Source organism: Saliniferula longa (assembly GCF_050789285.1).
GTDB lineage: Bacteria > Pseudomonadota > Alphaproteobacteria > Rhodobacterales > Rhodobacteraceae > CAVPWP01.
Window position 1 is genome coordinate 768,657 of record NZ_JBOUVX010000001.1, and the last position, 18,952, is coordinate 787,608.

The window sequence follows — 18,952 nt, forward strand, 5'->3', positions numbered from 1 at the left end:
CAACATGTCGGTGCATGGCAGTCCCCCTCTCCCAGCGCTTGATCACTTTACCGTCACTTTGCCTGTCGCGCCATGCTTTCCGCGCGTCTGAGCGCGGCGATCATGCTGTCGGGGCGCGCGGTCCCGGTCCCCGCGATGTCAAGGGCCGTGCCGTGGTCGGGCGAGGTCCGGATGAACGGCAGGCCCAGCGTGACGTTCACGCCCTCGTCGAAGGCAAGGGTCTTGATCGGGATCAGCGCCTGGTCGTGATACATGCAGATCGCCACGTCATAGCGTGCGCGCGCCGCGGCATGGAACATGGTGTCGGCCGACAAGGGCCCGGCGATGTCGAAGCCGTCGGTCCGCAGCCGGTCGAGCGCGGGGCCGATCACCTCGATCTCCTCGCGGCCCATGGCGCCCCCTTCGCCGGCGTGCGGGTTGAGGCCCGCGACCGCGATGCGCGGCGCTGCCAGGCCGAACCACCGGCCTAGGTCCCGGGCGGTGATGCGGATCGTCTCGTCCAGAAGCGCGGGCGTCAGCGCGCCCGGCACCTGCGCGAGGGGCATGTGGATCGTGGCCGGCACCACGCGCAGCGTCTCGCAGGCCAGCATCATCACCACGCGCCCCACGCCCGCCAGCGCGGCCAGGAACTCGGTATGGCCGGGATAGGCGAAGCCCGCACCGTCGATCAGCGCCTTCTTGTGGATCGGGGCGGTGACAAGGCCCGAAACCGCGCCCGCGCGGGCAAGGGAAACGCCGCGTTCGATGGCGGCGATCACGCCGGGCGCGTTCGCCGGATCGAGGCGACCCGGGATCGTGCGGGCGGGAAAGGGCAGCGGCAGCACCGGCAGGGCCCGGCCCGCGACCGACGCCGCACCGGCCGGGTCGGTCAGCTCCGCCACCGGGGTGCCGGGCGGCAGGTGGCGCGGATCGCCGATCCAGACGAAGGGCAGGGTGTCGCGCAGCGCCGCCCAGGCCGCCGCGGCGACCTCGGGGCCGATGCCCGCGGGCTCGCCGCAACTGACGGCTAGGGGCGCCGTCATCTGAGGTCTTCGATCCGGGCCGCCAGGCGCAGTTCGTTGAGCCAGCCCGAGGCGAAGGTCTCGAGCCGCTGGGCGGTCAGCAACTGGCGCACCTGCGCGCGGTCGACGGCGGTCGATTCGCGCACGGTGCGTTCGCAGAGCATCAGGAAGACAAGGTTTCCCCCGCGGGTCAGGTTCGTCGAGACCTCGTACTGGTCCAGTCCGGCGATCTCGCGCGCGACATCGCCCGGAAGCTCTGCGATGCGGGTGATCCGTCGGGTCAGGACGCCTTCGGGCTGGCCGCGCGCGACGCCGTTGAGATCGTCACAGGTGCGCACCTCGGCCTTGATCGCCGCCGCGCGCGAAAGGGCCTCGGGGCTGCGGCCGCCGGGGATCAGGTATTCGGCGTAATCGGCCGACACGATCTCGATCGAGCCCGCCCGCACCTCTTCGCGGTCGCGCAGACGGAAGACCGCGATCGAACCGCCCAGATTGATCGGGCGCGTCGCGCGACCGGGTGCAAGGCCCTGCAGCGCCGACTGGACTTCGGGCGGCAGCTCGTCGAGGGCGCGCCAGTTGATCTCGCCTCCCATCAGGCGCGAGGGCGCGGCCGAGAACTGGCGCGCGGCGGCGGCGAATTCCAGCTCGTCGGTGATCCGGCTCAGCCGTTCTGCCCGCGCAAGCGAGGCGGTTTCGGATTCCGGGTTCTGCGCAGGCAGGATGATCTCGCTCAGAAGGACCCGCACCCCCCCGCGCGAGGGCACCTGCGCCAAGGCGCGGTCGATCTCGTCCTCGGTGACCTCGGCGCGCGGCAGGAACCGCTGCGACACGGCCGCCCGCCACAGAACTCCGGTCGCCACGAAGTCGCGGAAAGTGGCTTCCTCGACCCCCTGTTCGCCCAACGCGGCGATGAAGGTCTCGCGGTCGAACTGGCCCTGCGCGGCGAAGGCGCCCTGCGCGGCGGCGATCTGTTCGTCGGAAATGGTCACGCCATCGCGCTCGGCCGCCTGGCGCTGGAGGCGTTCGTTGACAAGCTGCTGCTCGGCGATCTGGCCGGGGTTGGCCCCCGCGTTGAGCAGCGTCAGGAACAGCGTGCGCTGCTGAAGCTCGTAGCGGGTGATCGGGCTGCCGTTCACGCGGAAAACCGTCTCGAAGGGGTTTTGCGCCGTGGCAGATCCCGTCGCCATGGCAAGGATCAGCAGCACCGCGGGCAGCAGCCCCCGCACCGGGTGGCCGCGCGTCAGTTCCAGCATGCGTCGCATGTGCCTGTCATCCCGTTGCCTGTTCCCTTGCTGCCCGTCATCCCGTGCACGTCCGGCGGAATTCGCGGCCGTCGGTGCCTGTCCCGAAACCATTGAGCGTCAGCCTCAGGTCGAAGCTGGTCTTGGGCGTCGTGGTCGTGGTGGATGTAAACCGCCGCGAGACGGAAAGATCAACACCGATGCATTCGTTTCGGTAGAGCAGGCCAAGCCCCGCCCGCGCGGCATCGTCGTTGATGAAGTCATAGCGCCAGTCGACCCGGCCCACCCAGTTGCGGCTGATTTCGTAGCTGGCCGCAAGCGACCATTCCGAAATCGGCTGGTCGGCGTCTTCCTCGGGCACCTCGACGTCCCACAGGTAGCTTGTCGACAGCGTGCCCCAGTCCTCGACCAGATCGAGCCGCGTTTCGCTTCTGGTGAAGTCGAGCCCGTCATCGAGAAGCGAGCGGCTGCTCAGCCACAGCCCGTCGCCCATGCGCAGGCGCAAGGCGGCCAGCCAGTCGGACCGCGCGTCGTTCAGGCCGGTGCCTGCGGGGAACTGGTCGGCATCGGTGAACCGCAGCACGCGTCCCGCGGTCAGGCCGATCACCAGCCCGCTTGGGTCGCTGCGCGTCCAGGTGACGCCAAGGTTCGCGCGCAAGCCCTGTTCATAGACGTCGACGCCCAGATAGCGCGATCGCGCGAAGAGGTTGCCCTCGTCGAACTCGATCACGGTGCTGTCCTCGTTGGGCGGCACACCCCCGTAGGACCTGGACCAGGCCAGTTGCAGCACGGGTTCCAGAAGCTGTCGCGCGCCGCCGTCCTCCACCCGTTCGAGCGGCCAGCGCAACCCGACCGCGGCTGCGGGCGTCGCGCGGGCCAGCGAGCTTGGGAAATCGGCGTCGTCCGCGATCGCGTAGGCGTCGAGCGCAAGGCCCGCACGCGCGCCAAGCACAAGCCCCGCGGGCCCGACCCAGTCGCGCCGCCAATCCCCCGCCGCGCCGACGCGCGCGTCGTCAAGGCCGGTGCCGTCCTCGTCCGAGCTGCGGTAGATCACCCGCCCGTCCGTCGTGATCCAGGCGTCGCCGCCAAGCGGGCCGGTGGGCAGGCGGCGCGTGCTGCGCGCCACGGCGACGTACCGGGGCAGGGCGTCTTCGTTGTTGATGTCGGCTTCGCGCAGCGATTCATAGGCCAGCAGGCCGACCGACGACAGTTCGTCCGCGTTGATGCGGCGCAGGAAGACCGAACTCGTCAGCCGGTCCAGGTCGGAATAGTCGTAGTCCAACAGGTAGGTCGGGTCGGTCACCCGCTGCAACTGGAACGACAGCGTGTAGTCGCCGGGCAGGTCGAACGCCCCCGTGCCGAAAAGATAGGCCCGGGTTTCGCCGTCGAGGATGTCGTCGTCGAAGGTGAAGGCGCCGTCGAAGCGCAGATCGCCGCGGGCGAAGGCCTGGCGGAAGCGGCCTTCAAGGGTGCGTGTCCCCGGCGCGAGATAGGGCGTCAGCGTCAGGTCCGCGCTGTCCCCGATCGGCAGGAAATAGGGCAACTTGAAGCCGAACCCCAGCTGGTTCGAACTGGCGACATCGGGGATCAGGAAGCCGCGCGCCCGGTCGAGCGTCGGGTCGGGCAGGCGCAGGCGCGGGGAATAGAAGACTGGCACGCCGGCGATCCGGACCTGCGCGTTCTCGAAATAGAGCTGCCGCTCGAGCTGGTCGTGGACGACGCCGCTTGCGCGGATCTCCCACAAGGGCGTGGGATTGTCGGCGCAGACCTCGCAGCTCGAGGCGACGACACGTCTGAGGCGGGTGTAGCGCCCGCCATCGCGGGAAATCTCGGCGGCGGCCAGCTGAAGCTGCTGCTCAAGCACGAGACGGGCCGAGCGCAGGATGCCGTCGGTCAGGTCGGCGTCAAGCTCGGCGCTGTCGGCGATCAGGACCGATCCGCTTGAATCGATCAGCCGGATCGGTCCGTCGATGCGCACCACGTCGCCCGCCCTGTCATAGACCACCCGCGCCGCAGTCAGCCGCGCGCCGTCGAAGAAGATCTCGACATTGCCCTCGGCCACGAGGGTGCGGTCGGCGTCGATGCGCACGCTGTCGGCCACCAGCGTGGCCAGAAGCGGCGCGGGACCGGTCTGTGCGGCCGCCCCGACGGCGCAGGCCAGCCACAGCGCAAGGGACCAGAGCCGCCGTTTCATCCGTCCTCGAGATGCAGAAGAAGCCCGAGCGGCAAGAGGATCGCGGCGACCGGCGGCCCCCACGCGGCAAGCAGGACGGGGATCTGCCCGTTTTCGCCAAGGATCTGGGCGAAGTTGCGGATGAAATAGAGCGTGAACCCCACGACCAGCGCGGTCAGCACCATCAGCCCGGTCCGGCCCAGCCGGGCATGCCGCATGGTGAAGCCCGCGCCGACCAGCACCATGGCCACCAGCAGCAGCGGTGTCGCCAGTTCCATGTGCAGGAACACCCGATGCGCCTTCGCCGAGAAACCCGCGCTTTCAAGCCGGGCGATGAACTCGGGCAGGTCCCAGATGGGAATCGCCGAGGGGGCGCCGAAACCGTCGAGGATCTCGCTTTGGGTCAGGTTCGAGGCGAGGCGCATCGAGGGACGTTCGACCGCCCCCTGTTCGATGTTGCCTTCGATGTCGAAGCGCCATTCCTTGGCGTTCTCGATCTCCCAGGCGCCCGGGACAAGCCTGGCGGTGGCGGCTTCGATCCGGAATGCGGCCGCGCCGTCAAGGTCGAAGCCCAGGAAGGTCACGTTGGAAAGCTCGGTGCCGTCAAGGTTGGCCCGGGTGGCGCGGATCACGGTCTGGCCGGTATCGCCGCCCTGGCGCAGCCACAGCCCCTCTCGGCTGATCGACAGGACGCTTGCGTCGATGCCGCGATAGCGGTCGGCCACCTGTTCGTAGCGCTTCGTGGTCGCCGCGACGAAGGGGTTGAACAGCGCCACGCCCGTGGCCCCGATCAGAAGCGCCACGAGGCAGGGCGCGATCAGGCTGCGTAGCGCCGAGCGTCCGGCCGATCGCGCGACGACAAGTTCGGACGACCGCGCCATCGCGAGAAAGAGCCAGACCGCCGACAGGATCATCACGAGGGGCTGGATCTGGTACAGGCTTTCGGGCACCCGCAGCAGCGTCAGCCGCAGGATCCCGCCGAAGGTCGCCTCGGTCCCGCCGAAGCGGCGGATCTGCTCGACCATGTCGAAGAGGACGAGCAGAAGGAAGAAGATGCCCAGAACGCTGAGGAAGCTGACCAGGAACCGGCGCGCGATGTAGCGGTCAAGGATCATGCCGCGACCTCAAGCGGCGGCGGGCCAGCGCGGACGCGGCGCGTCCGTCCCGCGACGCGCAGCGTGATCCACGAGGCGACAAGCCCCGCCACCGGGGCAAGATAGGCCAGCGGCAGAAGCGACGCATCGGCGCGAATGCGCCCAGAAAGCGCGTTGTCGAGGGATTCGATCAGCACCAGCGCGACGATCGCGCCGAAGATCTGGCGCCACATGCCGAACCGGCTGAAGCCGCCCAGCATCATGATCGAGAAGCCGACGAGCGGCGTCACCAGCCCCAGCATGGCCTGGGTCATGCGGTCGTGCGCCTCGAACTTCAGCTGCTCGGCCGGGCGACCGGTTTCGGCCACGAGGTCGTCGGTCGCCGCCAGGAGTTCAAGCGTGGACAGCTCTTCCATCCGCCGCTTGTCGGGCGTGGGAAGGGGCACGAGCAGCCCGATGTCATAGACGAAGTCCTCGAAGCGCGTGATCGTCAGGCGCCGCGTCGCGGTGTTCATCGTCTGCGCCATCCCGTCGAACATCAGAAGCTTCGGTCCGGCCGCCTCGCGCACGATGAGCGCGCTGCGGGCGGTGTAGGTGATCTGGCGCGCGGCGCTGCGGCTGTCGTTGATGAAGATGTTGCGCAGCTCGCCCTGGGGCGTGATCTCGCGGATGTAGAAGGTCAGTCCCGAGATCGGGTGGAAGAACGTGCCCTCGGTCAGCAGCCGCGCGGTGACGTTCTCGGTGATCTCGGCGGTGCGTTCGGTCAGCCGCCCGACGCTGGCCGGCACGAGGACATGCGTCAGCGTCATCAGGAACATCGTCACGAAAAGCCCGAAATAGACCGCGGGCCGCGCCAGCCGCATCGGGCTGTAGCCGGTGGCCTGCACCACGACAAGCTCGCTGTCGGACTGCAGGCGGTTGGCGACGTAGACGACCGAAGCGAAGGCCGCGACCGGCAGCACCACGCGGATCACGTTGGGCAGCGTCAGCGTGGTGAGTTCCAGAAAGACCATCGCCGACTGCCCGCTGGCGATCAGCGTGTCGAACAGCACGACCGCCCGGTTCACCCAGTAGACCATCACGAGGACAAGCGCGAAGAAGCCGAAATGCGCCAGGTACTGCGACAGCAGATATCTGTCGAACCGTGCCACGCTGCCCTTGCCCCTGATGCCTGCCGTCTGTTTCGGCAGACCCTACCCCATGGGGCGGGCGGCGGAAACTCCCTTCTGGTCAAGGGGGGGATGGACGGCTAGGTATTGCCGCGACACCCTGACATCACGAGGTCCGCCCATGACATCTCCTGCCCCCGTCCGTTTCGTGCCGATCGCTCTTGACGAGATCGAGCGTTTCGAGGGGCGGCTGGCGGTGACGGTGCCGCACACCGGCAAGCTTGACCAGGTGGGGCGGCGCCTCAACCGGCTGACGCGGGGATCGCTCGAGCGGTTCGTCGACAGCGCCGCCTTCTCGAAGCTCGCGCAGGGCGAGGCGCGCGAACTGTCGTTCCCCGCGGGGCTGGCGGCCGAGGCACTGCTGGTGGTCAAGCTGGACGCCCGGCCGTCGACCGACGAGGCGCGCAAGGCCGGCGCGGCGATCGGCAGGTCCGCGAACGGCAAGCCGGTTCTTGCGATCGTGCGCGCCAACCGCGGCGTCGCGGACATCGCGCTGGCGGCGGTGCTGCGCGACTATTCCTATACCGACATGAAGTCGAAAAAGGAGACCGACGACGAGGGCGGGGCGCGCTTCACCTTCATGACGCTCAAGCCCGACGAGGACGCCGCCGCCGCCGCCGATGTCGCCGCGCTTGCCGAGGGCGTGTTCTTCACCCGCGACCTTGTGAACGCCCCCTCGAACGTGCTGACCACCACGACCTTCGCGGACCGGCTCGAGGCGCTGTCGGAGCTTGGCGTCAAGGTCGAGGTGCTTGAGGAGGCCGACCTCGAGACGCTGGGCATGCGCGCCCTTCTGGGCGTGGGACAAGGGTCCGAAAGCCCGTCGAAGGTTGTGGTGATGCAGTGGTCGGGGGCGAAGAACTCCGACCGGCCGCTGGCGCTGATCGGCAAGGGCGTTGTGTTCGACACCGGCGGCATCAGCCTCAAGCCCGCGGCGGGCATGGAGGAGATGACCATGGACATGGGCGGGGCGGGCGTCGTCGCGGGGGTGATGAAGGCGCTTGCGCTGCGCAAGGCGAAGGCGAACGTCGTGGCGCTGGTCGGGCTGGTCGAGAACATGCCAAGCGGCAACGCGCAGCGTCCGGGCGACGTCGTGCGGACGATGAAGGGCGACACCGTCGAGGTGATCAACACCGACGCCGAGGGGCGGCTCGTTCTGGCGGATGTCATGTGGTACGCGCAGGAGCGCTTCAAGCCGGTCGGCATGATCGATCTTGCCACCCTGACGGGCGCGATCATCATCGGGCTTGGCCACGAGAACGCGGGCGTCTTTTCCAACGACGACACGCTGTGCGACGCCTTCCTTAAGGCGGCGAAGGCCGAGGGCGAGGGCGCCTGGCGGCTGCCGATGGGCGAGGCCTACGACAAGCAGCTGAAGTCCAACATCGCCGACATGAAGAACGTGGGCGGCCGGCCGGCCGGGTCGATCACGGCGGCGCAGTTCCTTCTGCGCTTCGTCAAGGACGGTACGCCCTGGGTCCATCTCGATATCGCGGGGGTGGCAAGCCTGAAGTCCGACAGCACGCTTGCGCCCAAGGGTGCTTCGGGCTGGGGGGTGCTCAGTCTCAACCGGATGATCGACGGGATGTTCGGGGGCTGATGGGCGAGGCCTATTTCTATCACCTGACGCGGTCCACGCTGGACGAGACGCTGCCGACGCTGCTGGACCGGGCGCGGGCGGCGGGATGGCGCGTCGCGGTGCGCGGCACCGACGCGGCGCGGCTCGACCGGTTGGACGAGAGGCTATGGCTGGGCGAGGGCTTCGTGCCGCACGGTCGCGCGGGCGGGGACCACGACGCCGACCAGCCGGTGCTTCTGACGACGGCGGCCGAGACCCCCGGCGGGCCCCCGAACGGTGCGGCCTGCCTGATGGCGATCGACGGCGCCGAGGTGGCGCCCGACGAGGTCCGGCGGCTGGAGCGGGTCTGCATCATCTTCGACGGCGGCGACGACGCGGCGCTGACGGTGGCGCGACGTCAGTGGAAGGACCTGACCGACGCGGGCTGCGGCGCGAAGTACTGGAGCCAGGAAACCGGCAGCTGGGCGATGAAGGTCGAGAAGCCCGGCGCCTGAGACGCAGTTTCGCGCTGCCGCGCGAGGATACTTCCCCCAAGAAGAACGCCCTAGCGTTCGAGAAGAAGGCGGCCGTCGGCGATCTCGATCCGCGCGAAGCGCTGCAGGTAGGCCATTCCCAGAAGCGATCCCGGCATTTCGCCGTCGGTGACCGAGACGGCGACGTCGCGGTCGGCGATGGCGCCGATCGCGATTTCGCCCACCCGGGCGCGCGCGGTACGGACCTGGCCGTTCGCGGTCATCGCGATGCCGGTATAGGCGAGGCCGTCCGGGTCGATCCCGATGCGGCGGGCGTCCTCGCGGCTGAGCACGATGTCGGTGGCCCCGGTATCGACGACGAAGTCGACCGGCGTGCCATCGAGGCGCAGCGTGAGGTAGTAATGCCCGTCGAAGGCGCGCGGCACCTCGATCCGGGCGCCGTCGGCCATGACCGACTGGCGCGGCATTACGTCGGTGCGCACGTCGCTCCACAGGCCGACGCCCGCCACGACGCCGAGGAAGATCAGCCCCCAGGCCAGCGCCATGCGCATGGTCCGGCCAAGCGAGGCGCGATTTTCCGCGATGAACCAGCCCGCCACGGCAAGGCCGAGCAGGACGAGATAGGCAAGGCGGGGCAGATCGGCGCTGTCCATGGGCGTCAGATAGGGGGAGTGAGCCCGCCGGGGAAGGGGTCAGCCTGCGCCAAGCCCGATGGTGCGCACGCCATCAAGGACGAATTGCACCGAGAGCGCGGCAAGCAGCATCCCCAGAAGCCGGGTCACGACGTTGATGCCCGTGGGGCCGAGGGCGCGCTCGATGAGGCCGGCGGCAAGGAAGAAGGCGAAGGTCACCGCCATGACGGCGGCCATGACGAGGTGGATGGCGGCGATCCAGCCCCAGTCGCCAGGCGCCTCGCCGGTCAGAAGGATCATCGTGGCCAGCGCCCCCGGTCCAGCGATGAGCGGGGTGGCCAGGGGGAAGACCGAGGGGTCGTCGGTGTGGCTTGCCTGATCCTCGCGCCGCTTCTTGCGACGTTCGAAGAGCATGTCGAGCGCGGTGAGAAACAAGAGGATCCCGCCGGCAATGCGGAAGGCAGGCATCGAGATGCCGACGAAGCCCAGCACCGCTTCGCCCGCGAGGCCGAAGAGCGTCAGCAGCGCCGCGCCGATCAGCGTCGCCCTGATCGCGATGGCGCGGCGGTGTTCGGGCGTCATGCCCTGCGTCAGCGCGACGAAAAGCGGTGCCAGCCCGATCGGGTCGACGATGACGAAGAGCGTCACGAAGGCGGTGATGAAGGGAGCGAGGCCGGCGTCCATCCGCCTTGCATGGCCTGCCTTTGTGTTCCGAGGCAAGACCGAAGATGAGGATCAGCCGGCGCCGCGCCGAAGGATCGTGGTCTGGAACCGCTGGCCGGCGCCGCCCGGCGCGAGGTGGAGGTGGCGCGAGGCCGCGACCCTTTCAAAGGCGCCCGGTGCGATCGCCTCGATCGTGGCGGTCAGCGCGTCGGGGGAATAGCGGGCGACCGGCAGGCCCGAGCAATGCCCCGGCCCGTCCTCGGCGAAGGTCGACAGCACCGCGTGACCGCCCGGTCGCAGGGCGCGCAGAAGGGTTCGGACATAGGCGGTGCGATCCGCAGGATCGGTCAGGAAGTGAAAGGCCGCGCGGTCGTGCCAGAGCGCGTAGGCGCGCGGCGGCGTCCAGCGCGTGACGTCCGCGACGATCCATCCCACCGCGGCGGCGCGGGCGCCGAGGCGGGCGCGCGCAATCGCAAGCGCGGTGGCCGACAGGTCGAGCACGTCGACCGGCCCGAGGCCCGCGTCGAGCAGGCGGTCGACAAGGCGTGAGGCGCCGCCGCCCACGTCGACGATCGGATCGCCCGCCGCCACAAGGGGGGCGACGGTGGCGAAGGCGCGGGCGGAATCGGGATCATACCACGACACCCCCGTTTCACCTTTCGTCCGATAAGCCGTATTCCAGTGCGCCTGCCGGTCCGTCATTCCGCCGCTTGCGCACGGTCGAGCCGTTCGACCGCGGCAACCCAAAGGGTTTCCGCCCGGTCGAGACCTTCCATGACCTCGGCATACTTGCGTTGCCAGACCTCGGTCTCGCCCAGGCGCTCTGGCTCATACATAGCAGGGTCCGCAAGTTTCTGGGCAAGTTTTTCGCGCATCGCCTCGATCTTGGCGACGCGGGCCTCGCAGGCGGCGACCTCGGCGCGCAGCGCCTTGAGTTCGTCGCGGGTCGCGGCCTTCGGTTTCGGCTTCTCTTCGGCTTTCGGCGCGGGCGTGTCGAGAAGCATGCCTCGGTAGGCCTCGAGGTCGCCCTCGTAGGGGGTCACGCGGCCGTCCTTCACCAGCCAGAGCCGGTCGGCGACAAGGCTGAGAAGGTGCATGTCGTGGCTCACGATGACCACGGCGCCGGAATAGACGGTCAGCGCCTCGACCAGCGCCTCGCGGCTTTCCATGTCGAGATGGTTGGTCGGTTCGTCGAGGATCAGCAGATGCGGCGCGTCGAGCGTGGCCAGAAGCAGCGACAGCCGCGCCTTCTGCCCGCCTGAAAGCCGCGCGGCCACCGTGTCGGCCTGCGCGGCCCCGATACCGAAGCCCGCCAGGCGCGCGCGCAGTTTGGCCGGCGATTCGTCCGGGCGGCGGCGACGGATATGGTCCAGCGGGGTCTCGTCGGCGTGAAGTTCATCCAGCTGGTGCTGGGCGAAATAGCCGATGCGCAGCTTCGAGGCGCGGGTGATACGCCCGCCCATCGGGTGAAGTTTGCCGGATATCAGCTTGGAGAGGGTGGATTTTCCTTCGCCATTTCGGCCAAGAAGGGCGATCCGGTCATCCTGGTCGATGCGCAGGTCGAGCTTCCTGAGCACCGGCGTGTCGCCATAGCCCACGCTGGCGCTTTCCATCGCGACGATGGGCGGCGACAGCTCTTCGGGCTGGGGAAAGCTGAAGGCGCGCAGCGCGGCCTCCTGCGGCGTGTTGATCGGCTTCAGTCGGGCGATCATCTTCAGCCGCGACTGCGCCTGAACCGCCTTCGAGGCCTTGGCGCGGAAGCGGTCGACGAAGCTTTGCAGATGCGCGCGGCGGGCGTCCTGCTTGCGGCGCTCGGCCTCGGCCACGGCCAGGCGGGCGGCGCGGGTTTCGGCGAAGGTGTCGTAGCCGCCCTGGTAGTAGGTCAGCTTGCGGTCCTCGAGGTGCAGGATCGAGGTGACGGCGCGGTTGAGAAGCCCGCGATCGTGGCTGATGACGATGACGGTGTGCGGATAGCGCGCAAGGTAGCTTTCCAGCCAGAGCGCGCCCTCGAGGTCGAGGTAGTTGGTGGGCTCGTCCAGAAGCAGCAGGTCGGGTTGCGCGAAAAGGACGCCCGCCAGCGCGACCCGCATCCGCCATCCGCCCGAGAAGGCCGAACAGGGCAGGCGCTGTTCGTCCTCGGTGAAGCCCAGGCCCTTCAGGATCGTCGCGGCGCGGCCTTCGGCCGACCAGGCGTCGATGTCGGCAAGGCGCGTCTGGATCTCGGCGATGCGGTGCGGGTCCACGGCGGTCTCGGCCTCGGCCAGAAGGGACGCGCGCTCGGTGTCGGCGGCAAGCACCGTGTCGAGAAGCGAGGTGGCCGAGGCGGGCACCTCCTGCGCGACGCCGCCGATGCGGGCCCGCGGCGGCAGGGAGATGCTGCCGCCTTCCAGCGCCAGTTCGCCCCGGATCAGGCGGAAGAGCGTGGTCTTGCCGGTGCCGTTGCGCCCGACAAGGCCGACCTTGTGTCCGGTCGGAATCGTGGCTGTGGCGCCCTCGAACAGGGGGCGGCCTTCGACCGAATAGCGGATGTCGTCGATCCGAAGCATGGGCGGGGCTTAGCCGATCGGGCGGGGCGGCGGAAGGGGCTGGGAAAGCGGGCGGACGGCGCCGCGCCGCAAGGCTTTCCATCCGGGGCAGGCCGTGCTAGGCGGACGCCGGATTTGGGCGGCGGGCATCGTGCGCGCCGCCTTTGCATCAAGAGGCAGACGACCATGGCGACCGAACGCACGCTTTCGATCATCAAACCCGACGCGACCAAGCGCAACCTGACCGGCAAGATCAACGCCAAGTTCGAGGAAGCCGGCCTGCGCATCGTCGCGCAGAAGCGCATCCACCTGACCAAGGCGCAGGCGGGCAAGTTCTATGAAGTCCACAAGGACCGTCCGTTCTATGACGAGCTGTGCGAGTTCATGGCGTCGGGGCCGGTCGTCGTTCAGGTTCTGGAAGGCGAGGACGCGATCGCGAAGAACCGGGAAGTGATGGGCGCCACGAACCCGGCCAACGCCGCCGCCGGCACGATCCGCGCCGAGTTCGCCGAGAGCGTCGGCGAGAACTCGGTGCACGGCTCGGACGCGCCCGAGACGGCGGCGGTCGAGATCGCCTATTTCTTTGCCGGGATCGAGATGGTCGGCTGACGCCGCCGCATCCCGCAGGTGTCTGGAAACGCCGGCCCTCGTGGCCGGCGTTTCGCGTTCCGGGACGAGGTCAGCCGTCGCGCGCGGCCGGGTCCGATCGCAGGCCGGTCTCGGGCTGGCCGACGTCCATGAACAGGTCCGCGATCCAGCGCAGCGCGGGCGTCGCACGACAGATCGTGAGGATCGCGATGGTCATCGAGACGCCGAGGAACGCCCCGGCAAGACCCCAGATCAGCGCCCAGAACAGCACCGAGAAGAGAAGCAGGATGGGCGAGATCGCGATCGCGCGCCCGGCGATTAGCGGTTGCACGTAGCTGCCCATCACGAAGTTGACCAGCGAGGTTCCCCCCGTCGCCAGCAGCACCATCCCCAGATTGCCGAACTGCGCGGCGGCGAAGGCCGTCAGCAGCACCGCGACGATCAGCGGGCCAAGGAAGGGGATGAAGTTCAGCACGTAGATCAGGATCGCCCAGGCGAAGGGCTGATCAAGGCCGATCAGGCGGAACAACAGGTAGCACAGCGTCGCGTCCGCCAGCCCGACGACTGCCCAGAGCCCCAGGTTGAAGCGGATCTTTCCCGCGATTTCGCGAACGATGGCGCGCAGGCGCAGGGTGGGCTGGCGCGCCTCGATCCGGGCAAGGCGTCGGGTCATCGGCCCGATCTCGAGCAGGCCAAGGGCGAAGAAGGTCAGCACCAGGATCGCGAAGCCGCCGAAGGACTGCAGCCTCGACAGCGTCGTGGTGAGTGGGCCAAGGATCCAGCGTGCCTCGAACCGGTCGGGCAGAAGCGCGTCGAAGCGCAGGTTGAGATCCGACAGCGCGTCGTCGAGCGCGCGGTAGGCGGCTGCCAGACGGTCGATGTTGGCGGTGATCCAACCGGCAATTCCCCGTCCGGCCCAAAGGGCAAGGCTGGCGAACAGGAAGACCACCACGATCGTCACCACAAGCGTTACGATAAAGGCCGGAACGCGCCCCAGACGCACTTCGAGCGCGGCCATTATCGGGGCCGTCAGGGCCAGAAGCAGCAGCGCGAAGGCGAAGGGGGCGAAGACCGAACTGCCGACATGAAGCAGCCCCAGGACCGCAAGCGTGGCCAGCACGCCAAGCGCGACCGACACCAGCGGTTGGGGGGGCAAGGTCACGGCGCGGACCCTGCGCCGCGCCGGCCATCGCCGTGCCGCTTCGCGTTCCATCCTGTGGCCATGCCGGCGTCCTTTCCCCAGCGATCCCGCGCCGCAGAGTGACCGGCCCGGGCGCGCACTGCAAGGCATTCGCGGCCGCTCGCGCCGAAGACGGGCCGTCGTCCTTCGTCAGGTCGGAACGCGCGGGGACCGGGGCACATGGCCGTCAGGCCACGGCCCCGAGCCCGTGGTGACCGCCCGAGTTGTGGGCGGCGCGAATCGTCACTAGGCTGCGCGGAGGACCAGCGGCCCCGGTCCACGCCGCGCACCCCTGCGGACCGGCGCCGAATCCATGTCCCGTACTCTGAACGGAGCAGACGCCATGTCCGACCCCATCACCTATGACGAGGCCGTCGCCGCCGTGCGAAAGGCCACGCTCGAGGCGATCTCGAAGCACCGAATCCTGTTCACGATCCAGGCGATCCTGATGGTCGTCGCGGGGGTCGTCGCGCTGGTCTTTCCGCTGTTCACGACGCTGGCCGTGACGCTGGTTCTGGGCTGGATCCTGATCGCCAACGGGATCGTCCACCTGATCAGCCTGCTTGCTGCGGCGCGGTCGCCGGGGTTCTGGCTGTCGCTGATCTCGGCGGCGCTGTCCGTTGTGGTGGGGGTGCTGCTGATCCGCAATCCCGGCCTGGCGCTGGGCGCGCTGGTGCTGCTGCTAATCGTCTATTTCATGGTCGAAGGCACCGCGAAGGTTGCGCTGTCGCTGACCGTGCGGCCCCTGCCGAACTGGGGCCTTGTCCTTCTGAGCGGGATCCTGGGCGTCGCGATCGGGCTCTACCTTCTGTTCAACCCGGCGGTCTCGCTGTGGCTGATCGGGTTCCTTGTCGGCTTCCACCTCGTGGCCGAGGGCGCGGCGCTGGTGATGATGGTGATCCAGTCGCGCAAGTAGGTGCGTCTCAGGGCGCTGGCCGGCGTCGCGGCAGGATGCCGATCTCGTCCAGCGCCTTCTCGAGTTCCGCCTGGCGCGGGTCGAAGTGGGCTGCGACAAGCGCATCGAAGCGGCGGCGCAGTGCCTCTTTCTCCTTGCCCTTGCAGTCGTTCCAGGGCCGGCCCTGTAGGCCCATCTCGATCACGTAGTAGGCGATGAAATGCGGGCGCACGCCGGCCTGCAGAAGCCGCGCATAGGCGGCATCGGTGCCCAGCGCGCGCAGGTCGTCCGCCGTGGCGATGCCGGCGCGGGCGAACTCGGCCTCCATCGCGGGGCCGATATTGCGGATCGAGGACACGCGGTCGGTCATGCCCGATGTCTAGCGCCACCCGGGCGCCCGCGAAAGACCGGCCTCAAGGACCGGCCGCGCCGCGTCAGATGCTGGCCCAGTCGCGGTACGCCGGCGGCGCCTTCGGCGCGTCCTGCGGGTCGCGCCGGGGTGCGACCTTGTCGCGCGGGGTCCGGGCGTCGGCGTCGCGGCGCGCCTGGATATCGTCCGGATCGTCTTCCTTGTCAGCCATGGCGATCTCCTTTCCGTGGGCAGAGGCCCCCGGGGACGAAGGTCGGAACGACCCCGCCCGGTCTGAAGATCGGATCACGAAACCGTGGTGATGACGTGGCGTCGGGCGCGCAGCACCGTGACCATTTCCGGACATGGCCGCGCGGCCCGGGCGGCACCTGCTCCTAGATCAGGCTGGCCACCCGCATCGAGGCCGCGTCGAGGCCGCCCTGCATGTAGGCGAAGCCGATGTTGTAGCGCGGGAAGTCCGGGAAAAGCTCGACCTGCCAGGTCTGGCGGTTGCCGTAGCGCCAGACCTTGACCACGCGGACCTGCGGGCCGAGGGCGCAGCGCAGGCCCTGAAGGCTCATCCCGAAGCCCACGTCGACGCCCGGCCGCGCCAGCACGCGGCGGTCGGCGGCGTTGAAGCCGCCGCGCCGGGCAAGCTCGGCGGACAGTTGGGCGCGGGTCTCGTCGGTCAGCCCGGCGGCCTTCTGTTGCCTCAGGACGCTGCAGAAGTCTGGGCCCGTGTCCGCCAGCGTCGGAAGCGTGGACAGCGACACCGCGTCCTGCGCTGGGGCCGCGAACGGCAGGGACAAAACCGCAAGGCCAAACGCAAGGCGGGCGGCAACACGGCGGGACAAGGTCAGCATGGGGCGGTCTCCGGCGAAGGGTGATGCAAGTCTAGCGTCGGGGGTGGCGGGATGGCCAGTGCCTTCGGTGGAGGTGCCTCAAGCGGTGCGCCGGTCGGGATGCGGCCAGACCGGATGCAGATCGTCGATGACAAGGTCGTGGCTGTGGCCGGTCACGCCGTGTGCGCGAAGATGGGGATGGTCGGCGGGCAGGTCGGGATGCAGATGCGGCAGGCGGTCGGGCGCGGCCGCGGGCCAGACCCGCGCGGCGAGGATCACCCCGGCGCCCGCCAGCGCCGCCATGACGAGAAAGCCTGCGTCAAGGCCGGCGCGCGCGCCAAGCAGGCCGGCCAGCGGATAGGTGAAAAGCCAGCAGGCGTGGCTGAGCGAGAACTGCGCGGCGAAGAGGGCAGGCCGGTCCTCGGGCTGGGCCGAGCGGCGCAGAAGGCGGCCCGACGGGGTCTGGGTCAGGCTGTAGCCGAAGCCCACCGCGACCCAGAGCGCCATCAGCCCCGGCAGGTTTCCGGCAAGGGGGCCGCCGAGCATCCCCAGCGCAAGGATCGTACCGCCCGCCAGCATCGCCCGCCGGTCGGGCACGCGGTCGAGAAGCCGCGGCAGAAGCAGCGCCGCCACCATCGAGCCGCCGCCGAAGGCCGCAAGCGCCAGAGCCACCTCTGCCTCGCCCAGCCCGAGGCGGGCCTTCACCAGCACGACCGTGTTCACGATCACCATCGCGCCCGCCGCCGCCACGCACAGGTTCAGCGCCAGAAGCCCGCGCAGGCGCGGGGTGGCAAGGTAGATGCGGATGCCGCGGGTCGCGCGGTCCCGGATGCCGCGCGCGGTCCGCGGTCGCGGCGAGGGCAGCGTCACGGTCAGGACCAGCACCGCCGAGGCAAGGAACCCGACCACCGTGCCTCCGAAGAGGACAGGGAAACTCACCACCGTCAGAAGCGCGGCCGCCAGCATCGGCGAGACCAGGCTTTCAAGGTCATAGGCCAGCCGCGACAGCGACAGGGCGCGGGTATAGTCGGCCTCGTCCGGCAGGACGTCGGGGATCGTGGCCTGGAAGGTCGGCGTGAAGCCGGCCGAGGCCGCCTGCAACAGGAAGATCAGGACGTAGACGTGCCAGACCTCGGTCACGAAGGGCAGGGCGAGGGCGACCGTCGCCCGGATCAGGTCGAGCGTCACCAGCATCGCGCGGCGCGGCACCCGGTCGGCCAGGGCCGACGCGACGGGGGCAAGCGTGACATAGGCCACCATCTTGATCGCAAGCGCCGTGCCAAGGACAAGGCCCGCGTCCTTGCCCGCGATGTCCCAGGCCAGAAGGCCAAGCGCGACAGTGGCCAGCCCCGTGCCGATCAGCGCGATGACCTGGGCCGCGAAGAGATGCCGGTAGGTGCGGTTGGCGAGGATGGCAAGCATGGCGTCAGAAAAGGCAGAACGCCAAGGGCAGGGGGGCCGCGTCTTTGGTCGCCGGGAAAGCACGGGTTCGGTCTGGGATGTCCATGCGCCTTGCGCTCCGGATCGCCTTGTCGCCCTAGCTTACATGAGTCGGGGGGGCGGTGCAGGGTCTTCCCCCGCGGGTCCGACCGTCGGCCGCACTTTCCGTCAGGCGCGGCCTCTGCACGCCACGGGTGGGGTCAAGCCGCCACCTTCGCGGCGTCGCGCGCCAGCGCCTCGGCCGTGGCGGTGCGGCGATACCAGACCGTGATCAGCGACGAGTTGATCACGATGAAGAGACTGTAGAGGATCGGGATGAACAGCACCTCCTGCTGCTGGACGCCGGTGAAGGTCAGCGTCACGATCAGCGCCGCGAGCGGGCCGTTCTGGATGCCGGTCTCGAGGCTGATCGTGCGCGCGCGGTTGCGGTCCTGCCGCAGGGCGCGCGCCAGCCAGTAGCCCAGCAGCATCCCCGTGAGACCGATTCCGATCGCCGCCAGATAGACCGGGGCCGGCGTATCGAGCAGCATCTGGTAGTTGCGCGGCACCCAGGTCACGATGAGGAACAGGATCACCGTCACCCCCAGAAGCGAGCCCACCAGCTCGACCGTGGCGCCGACGTTGGCGTTCAGCTTGCGCAGGATCATCCCCAGAACCGTCGGCACCAGCAGGACGACCAGCACCTGTGCCACATTGCCGGCGGGAATGACGTAGTCGCCCGCCACCCCGGCAAGACCGCTGTAGAAGCCCAGCAGCAGCGGCACCATGACCACGGCGACAAGGGTCGACACGGTCGTCATCATGATCGACAGCGCCAGCACCCCCTTCGAGAAATAGGCGAAGATGTTGCTGGTCGTGCCGCCGGGCATGCAGGCGATCAGGATCAGCCCCACCGCCATGGCCGGCGGCAGGCCCAGAAGCACCGCCAGCGCGTAGCCGAGAAAGGGCATCACCATGTATTGCGACAGAAGCCCGACCAGGATGCCCTTGGGCTTGCGGAACGCGATCAGGAAGTCGCGCCAGGTCATGGAGGCCCCCATACCCAGCATGATCACCATCATCATGATGCCCAGAAGCGTCGTCTCAAGCTCGGTCAGCATCGCTGGTC

Annotated in this window: 19 protein-coding genes; 4 read left to right on the plus strand and 15 right to left on the minus strand. The window is 69.1% G+C overall.

Translation table 11 applies throughout. The annotated features are described in order from the left end of the window. Window positions 1–53: 53 nt before the first annotated feature. Genes pdxA through lptF form a run of 5 tightly spaced genes read right to left on the minus strand, consistent with a single transcriptional unit; the run spans window position 54 to window position 6,660 of the window. Window positions 54–1,022 carry a 4-hydroxythreonine-4-phosphate dehydrogenase PdxA gene (gene pdxA / locus ACRDNQ_RS03605; protein ID WP_431827259.1) on the minus strand — a complete coding sequence of 323 codons (969 nt, stop codon included), beginning with the start codon at window positions 1,020–1,022 and terminating at the stop codon, window positions 54–56. Further along, on the minus strand, window positions 1,019–2,263 hold the full coding sequence (locus ACRDNQ_RS03610; RefSeq protein WP_431827260.1) for a peptidylprolyl isomerase: 1,245 nt from the start codon (window positions 2,261–2,263) through the stop codon (window positions 1,019–1,021). Before ACRDNQ_RS03610 ends, pdxA begins: the two co-directional genes overlap by 4 nt. Window positions 2,264–2,300: 37 nt before the next feature. Then, complete coding sequence (locus ACRDNQ_RS03615) at window positions 2,301–4,436, minus strand: LPS-assembly protein LptD (RefSeq protein WP_431827261.1); 2,136 nt, start codon at window positions 4,434–4,436, stop codon at window positions 2,301–2,303. Next, on the minus strand, window positions 4,433–5,530 hold the full coding sequence (lptG, locus tag ACRDNQ_RS03620; RefSeq protein WP_431827262.1) for an LPS export ABC transporter permease LptG: 1,098 nt from the start codon (window positions 5,528–5,530) through the stop codon (window positions 4,433–4,435). The genes ACRDNQ_RS03615 and lptG overlap by 4 nt, the downstream gene beginning before the upstream one ends. Next, a complete protein-coding gene (gene lptF / locus ACRDNQ_RS03625) occupies window positions 5,527–6,660 on the minus strand; it encodes an LPS export ABC transporter permease LptF (RefSeq protein ID WP_431827263.1) in 1,134 nt (377 codons plus the stop codon). The genes lptG and lptF overlap by 4 nt, the downstream gene beginning before the upstream one ends. A gap of 139 nt (window positions 6,661–6,799) precedes the next feature. On the opposite strand from lptF, the gene ACRDNQ_RS03630 reads away from it, so the two are divergent. Together ACRDNQ_RS03630 and ACRDNQ_RS03635 are read left to right on the plus strand one after the other, a co-directional pair. Continuing rightward, window positions 6,800–8,278 (plus strand): leucyl aminopeptidase, encoded by a 1,479-nt coding sequence (locus ACRDNQ_RS03630; protein WP_431827264.1) that lies wholly within the window; start codon window positions 6,800–6,802, stop codon window positions 8,276–8,278. Then, window positions 8,278–8,751: a DNA polymerase III subunit chi gene (locus tag ACRDNQ_RS03635; RefSeq protein ID WP_431827265.1), complete on the plus strand. Its 474-nt coding sequence runs from the start codon at window positions 8,278–8,280 to the stop codon at window positions 8,749–8,751. The genes ACRDNQ_RS03630 and ACRDNQ_RS03635 overlap by 1 nt, the downstream gene beginning before the upstream one ends. Before the next feature lie 50 nt (window positions 8,752–8,801). Here the strand turns inward: ACRDNQ_RS03635 and ACRDNQ_RS03640 are convergent, their stop codons facing one another. From ACRDNQ_RS03640 to ACRDNQ_RS03655, 4 genes are read right to left on the minus strand one after another with little or no spacing between them, the layout of a single operon-like run. After that, a complete protein-coding gene (locus ACRDNQ_RS03640) occupies window positions 8,802–9,383 on the minus strand; it encodes a retropepsin-like aspartic protease family protein (protein WP_431827266.1) in 582 nt (193 codons plus the stop codon). Window positions 9,384–9,422: 39 nt separating this feature from the next. Next, window positions 9,423–10,046 (minus strand): MarC family protein, encoded by a 624-nt coding sequence (locus ACRDNQ_RS03645; RefSeq protein WP_431827267.1) that lies wholly within the window; start codon window positions 10,044–10,046, stop codon window positions 9,423–9,425. Between the two features lie 51 nt (window positions 10,047–10,097). Next, window positions 10,098–10,670: a class I SAM-dependent methyltransferase gene (locus ACRDNQ_RS03650; protein ID WP_431827268.1), complete on the minus strand. Its 573-nt coding sequence runs from the start codon at window positions 10,668–10,670 to the stop codon at window positions 10,098–10,100. A gap of 53 nt (window positions 10,671–10,723) precedes the next feature. Continuing rightward, window positions 10,724–12,571: an ABC-F family ATP-binding cassette domain-containing protein gene (locus ACRDNQ_RS03655; protein WP_431827269.1), complete on the minus strand. Its 1,848-nt coding sequence runs from the start codon at window positions 12,569–12,571 to the stop codon at window positions 10,724–10,726. A gap of 165 nt (window positions 12,572–12,736) precedes the next feature. Between ACRDNQ_RS03655 and ndk the strand changes: the two genes are divergently transcribed. Beyond that, window positions 12,737–13,159: a nucleoside-diphosphate kinase gene (gene ndk, locus ACRDNQ_RS03660; RefSeq protein WP_431827270.1), complete on the plus strand. Its 423-nt coding sequence runs from the start codon at window positions 12,737–12,739 to the stop codon at window positions 13,157–13,159. Window positions 13,160–13,229: 70 nt separating this feature from the next. Here ndk and ACRDNQ_RS03665 read toward each other — a convergent pair whose 3' ends face one another. Further along, window positions 13,230–14,300, minus strand: a complete 1,071-nt coding sequence (locus tag ACRDNQ_RS03665; RefSeq protein WP_431827271.1) for an AI-2E family transporter — start codon at window positions 14,298–14,300, stop codon at window positions 13,230–13,232. A 361-nt stretch (window positions 14,301–14,661) separates the two neighbouring features. Between ACRDNQ_RS03665 and ACRDNQ_RS03670 the strand changes: the two genes are divergently transcribed. Beyond that, entirely contained in the window at window positions 14,662–15,234 is a 573-nt protein-coding gene (locus tag ACRDNQ_RS03670; RefSeq protein WP_431827272.1) for an HdeD family acid-resistance protein, read from the plus strand. Between the two features lie 7 nt (window positions 15,235–15,241). Here the strand turns inward: ACRDNQ_RS03670 and ACRDNQ_RS03675 are convergent, their stop codons facing one another. The 5 genes from ACRDNQ_RS03675 to ACRDNQ_RS03695 all read right to left on the minus strand — a co-directional run bounded on the left by ACRDNQ_RS03675 (window position 15,242) and on the right by ACRDNQ_RS03695 (window position 18,944). Further along, the gene (locus ACRDNQ_RS03675) at window positions 15,242–15,583 is read right to left on the minus strand and encodes a TfoX/Sxy family DNA transformation protein (RefSeq protein WP_431827273.1); all 342 of its coding nucleotides are present in this window, start codon (window positions 15,581–15,583) and stop codon (window positions 15,242–15,244) included. Between the two features lie 64 nt (window positions 15,584–15,647). Continuing rightward, window positions 15,648–15,794: a hypothetical protein gene (locus tag ACRDNQ_RS03680; protein WP_431827274.1), complete on the minus strand. Its 147-nt coding sequence runs from the start codon at window positions 15,792–15,794 to the stop codon at window positions 15,648–15,650. Between the two features lie 163 nt (window positions 15,795–15,957). Next, entirely contained in the window at window positions 15,958–16,425 is a 468-nt protein-coding gene (locus ACRDNQ_RS03685) for a hypothetical protein (protein ID WP_431827275.1), read from the minus strand. A 78-nt stretch (window positions 16,426–16,503) separates the two neighbouring features. Beyond that, window positions 16,504–17,826, minus strand: a complete 1,323-nt coding sequence (locus tag ACRDNQ_RS03690; protein WP_431827276.1) for an MFS transporter — start codon at window positions 17,824–17,826, stop codon at window positions 16,504–16,506. A gap of 218 nt (window positions 17,827–18,044) precedes the next feature. Continuing rightward, entirely contained in the window at window positions 18,045–18,944 is a 900-nt protein-coding gene (locus ACRDNQ_RS03695; RefSeq protein WP_431827277.1) for a bile acid:sodium symporter family protein, read from the minus strand. Window positions 18,945–18,952 lie beyond the last annotated feature (8 nt).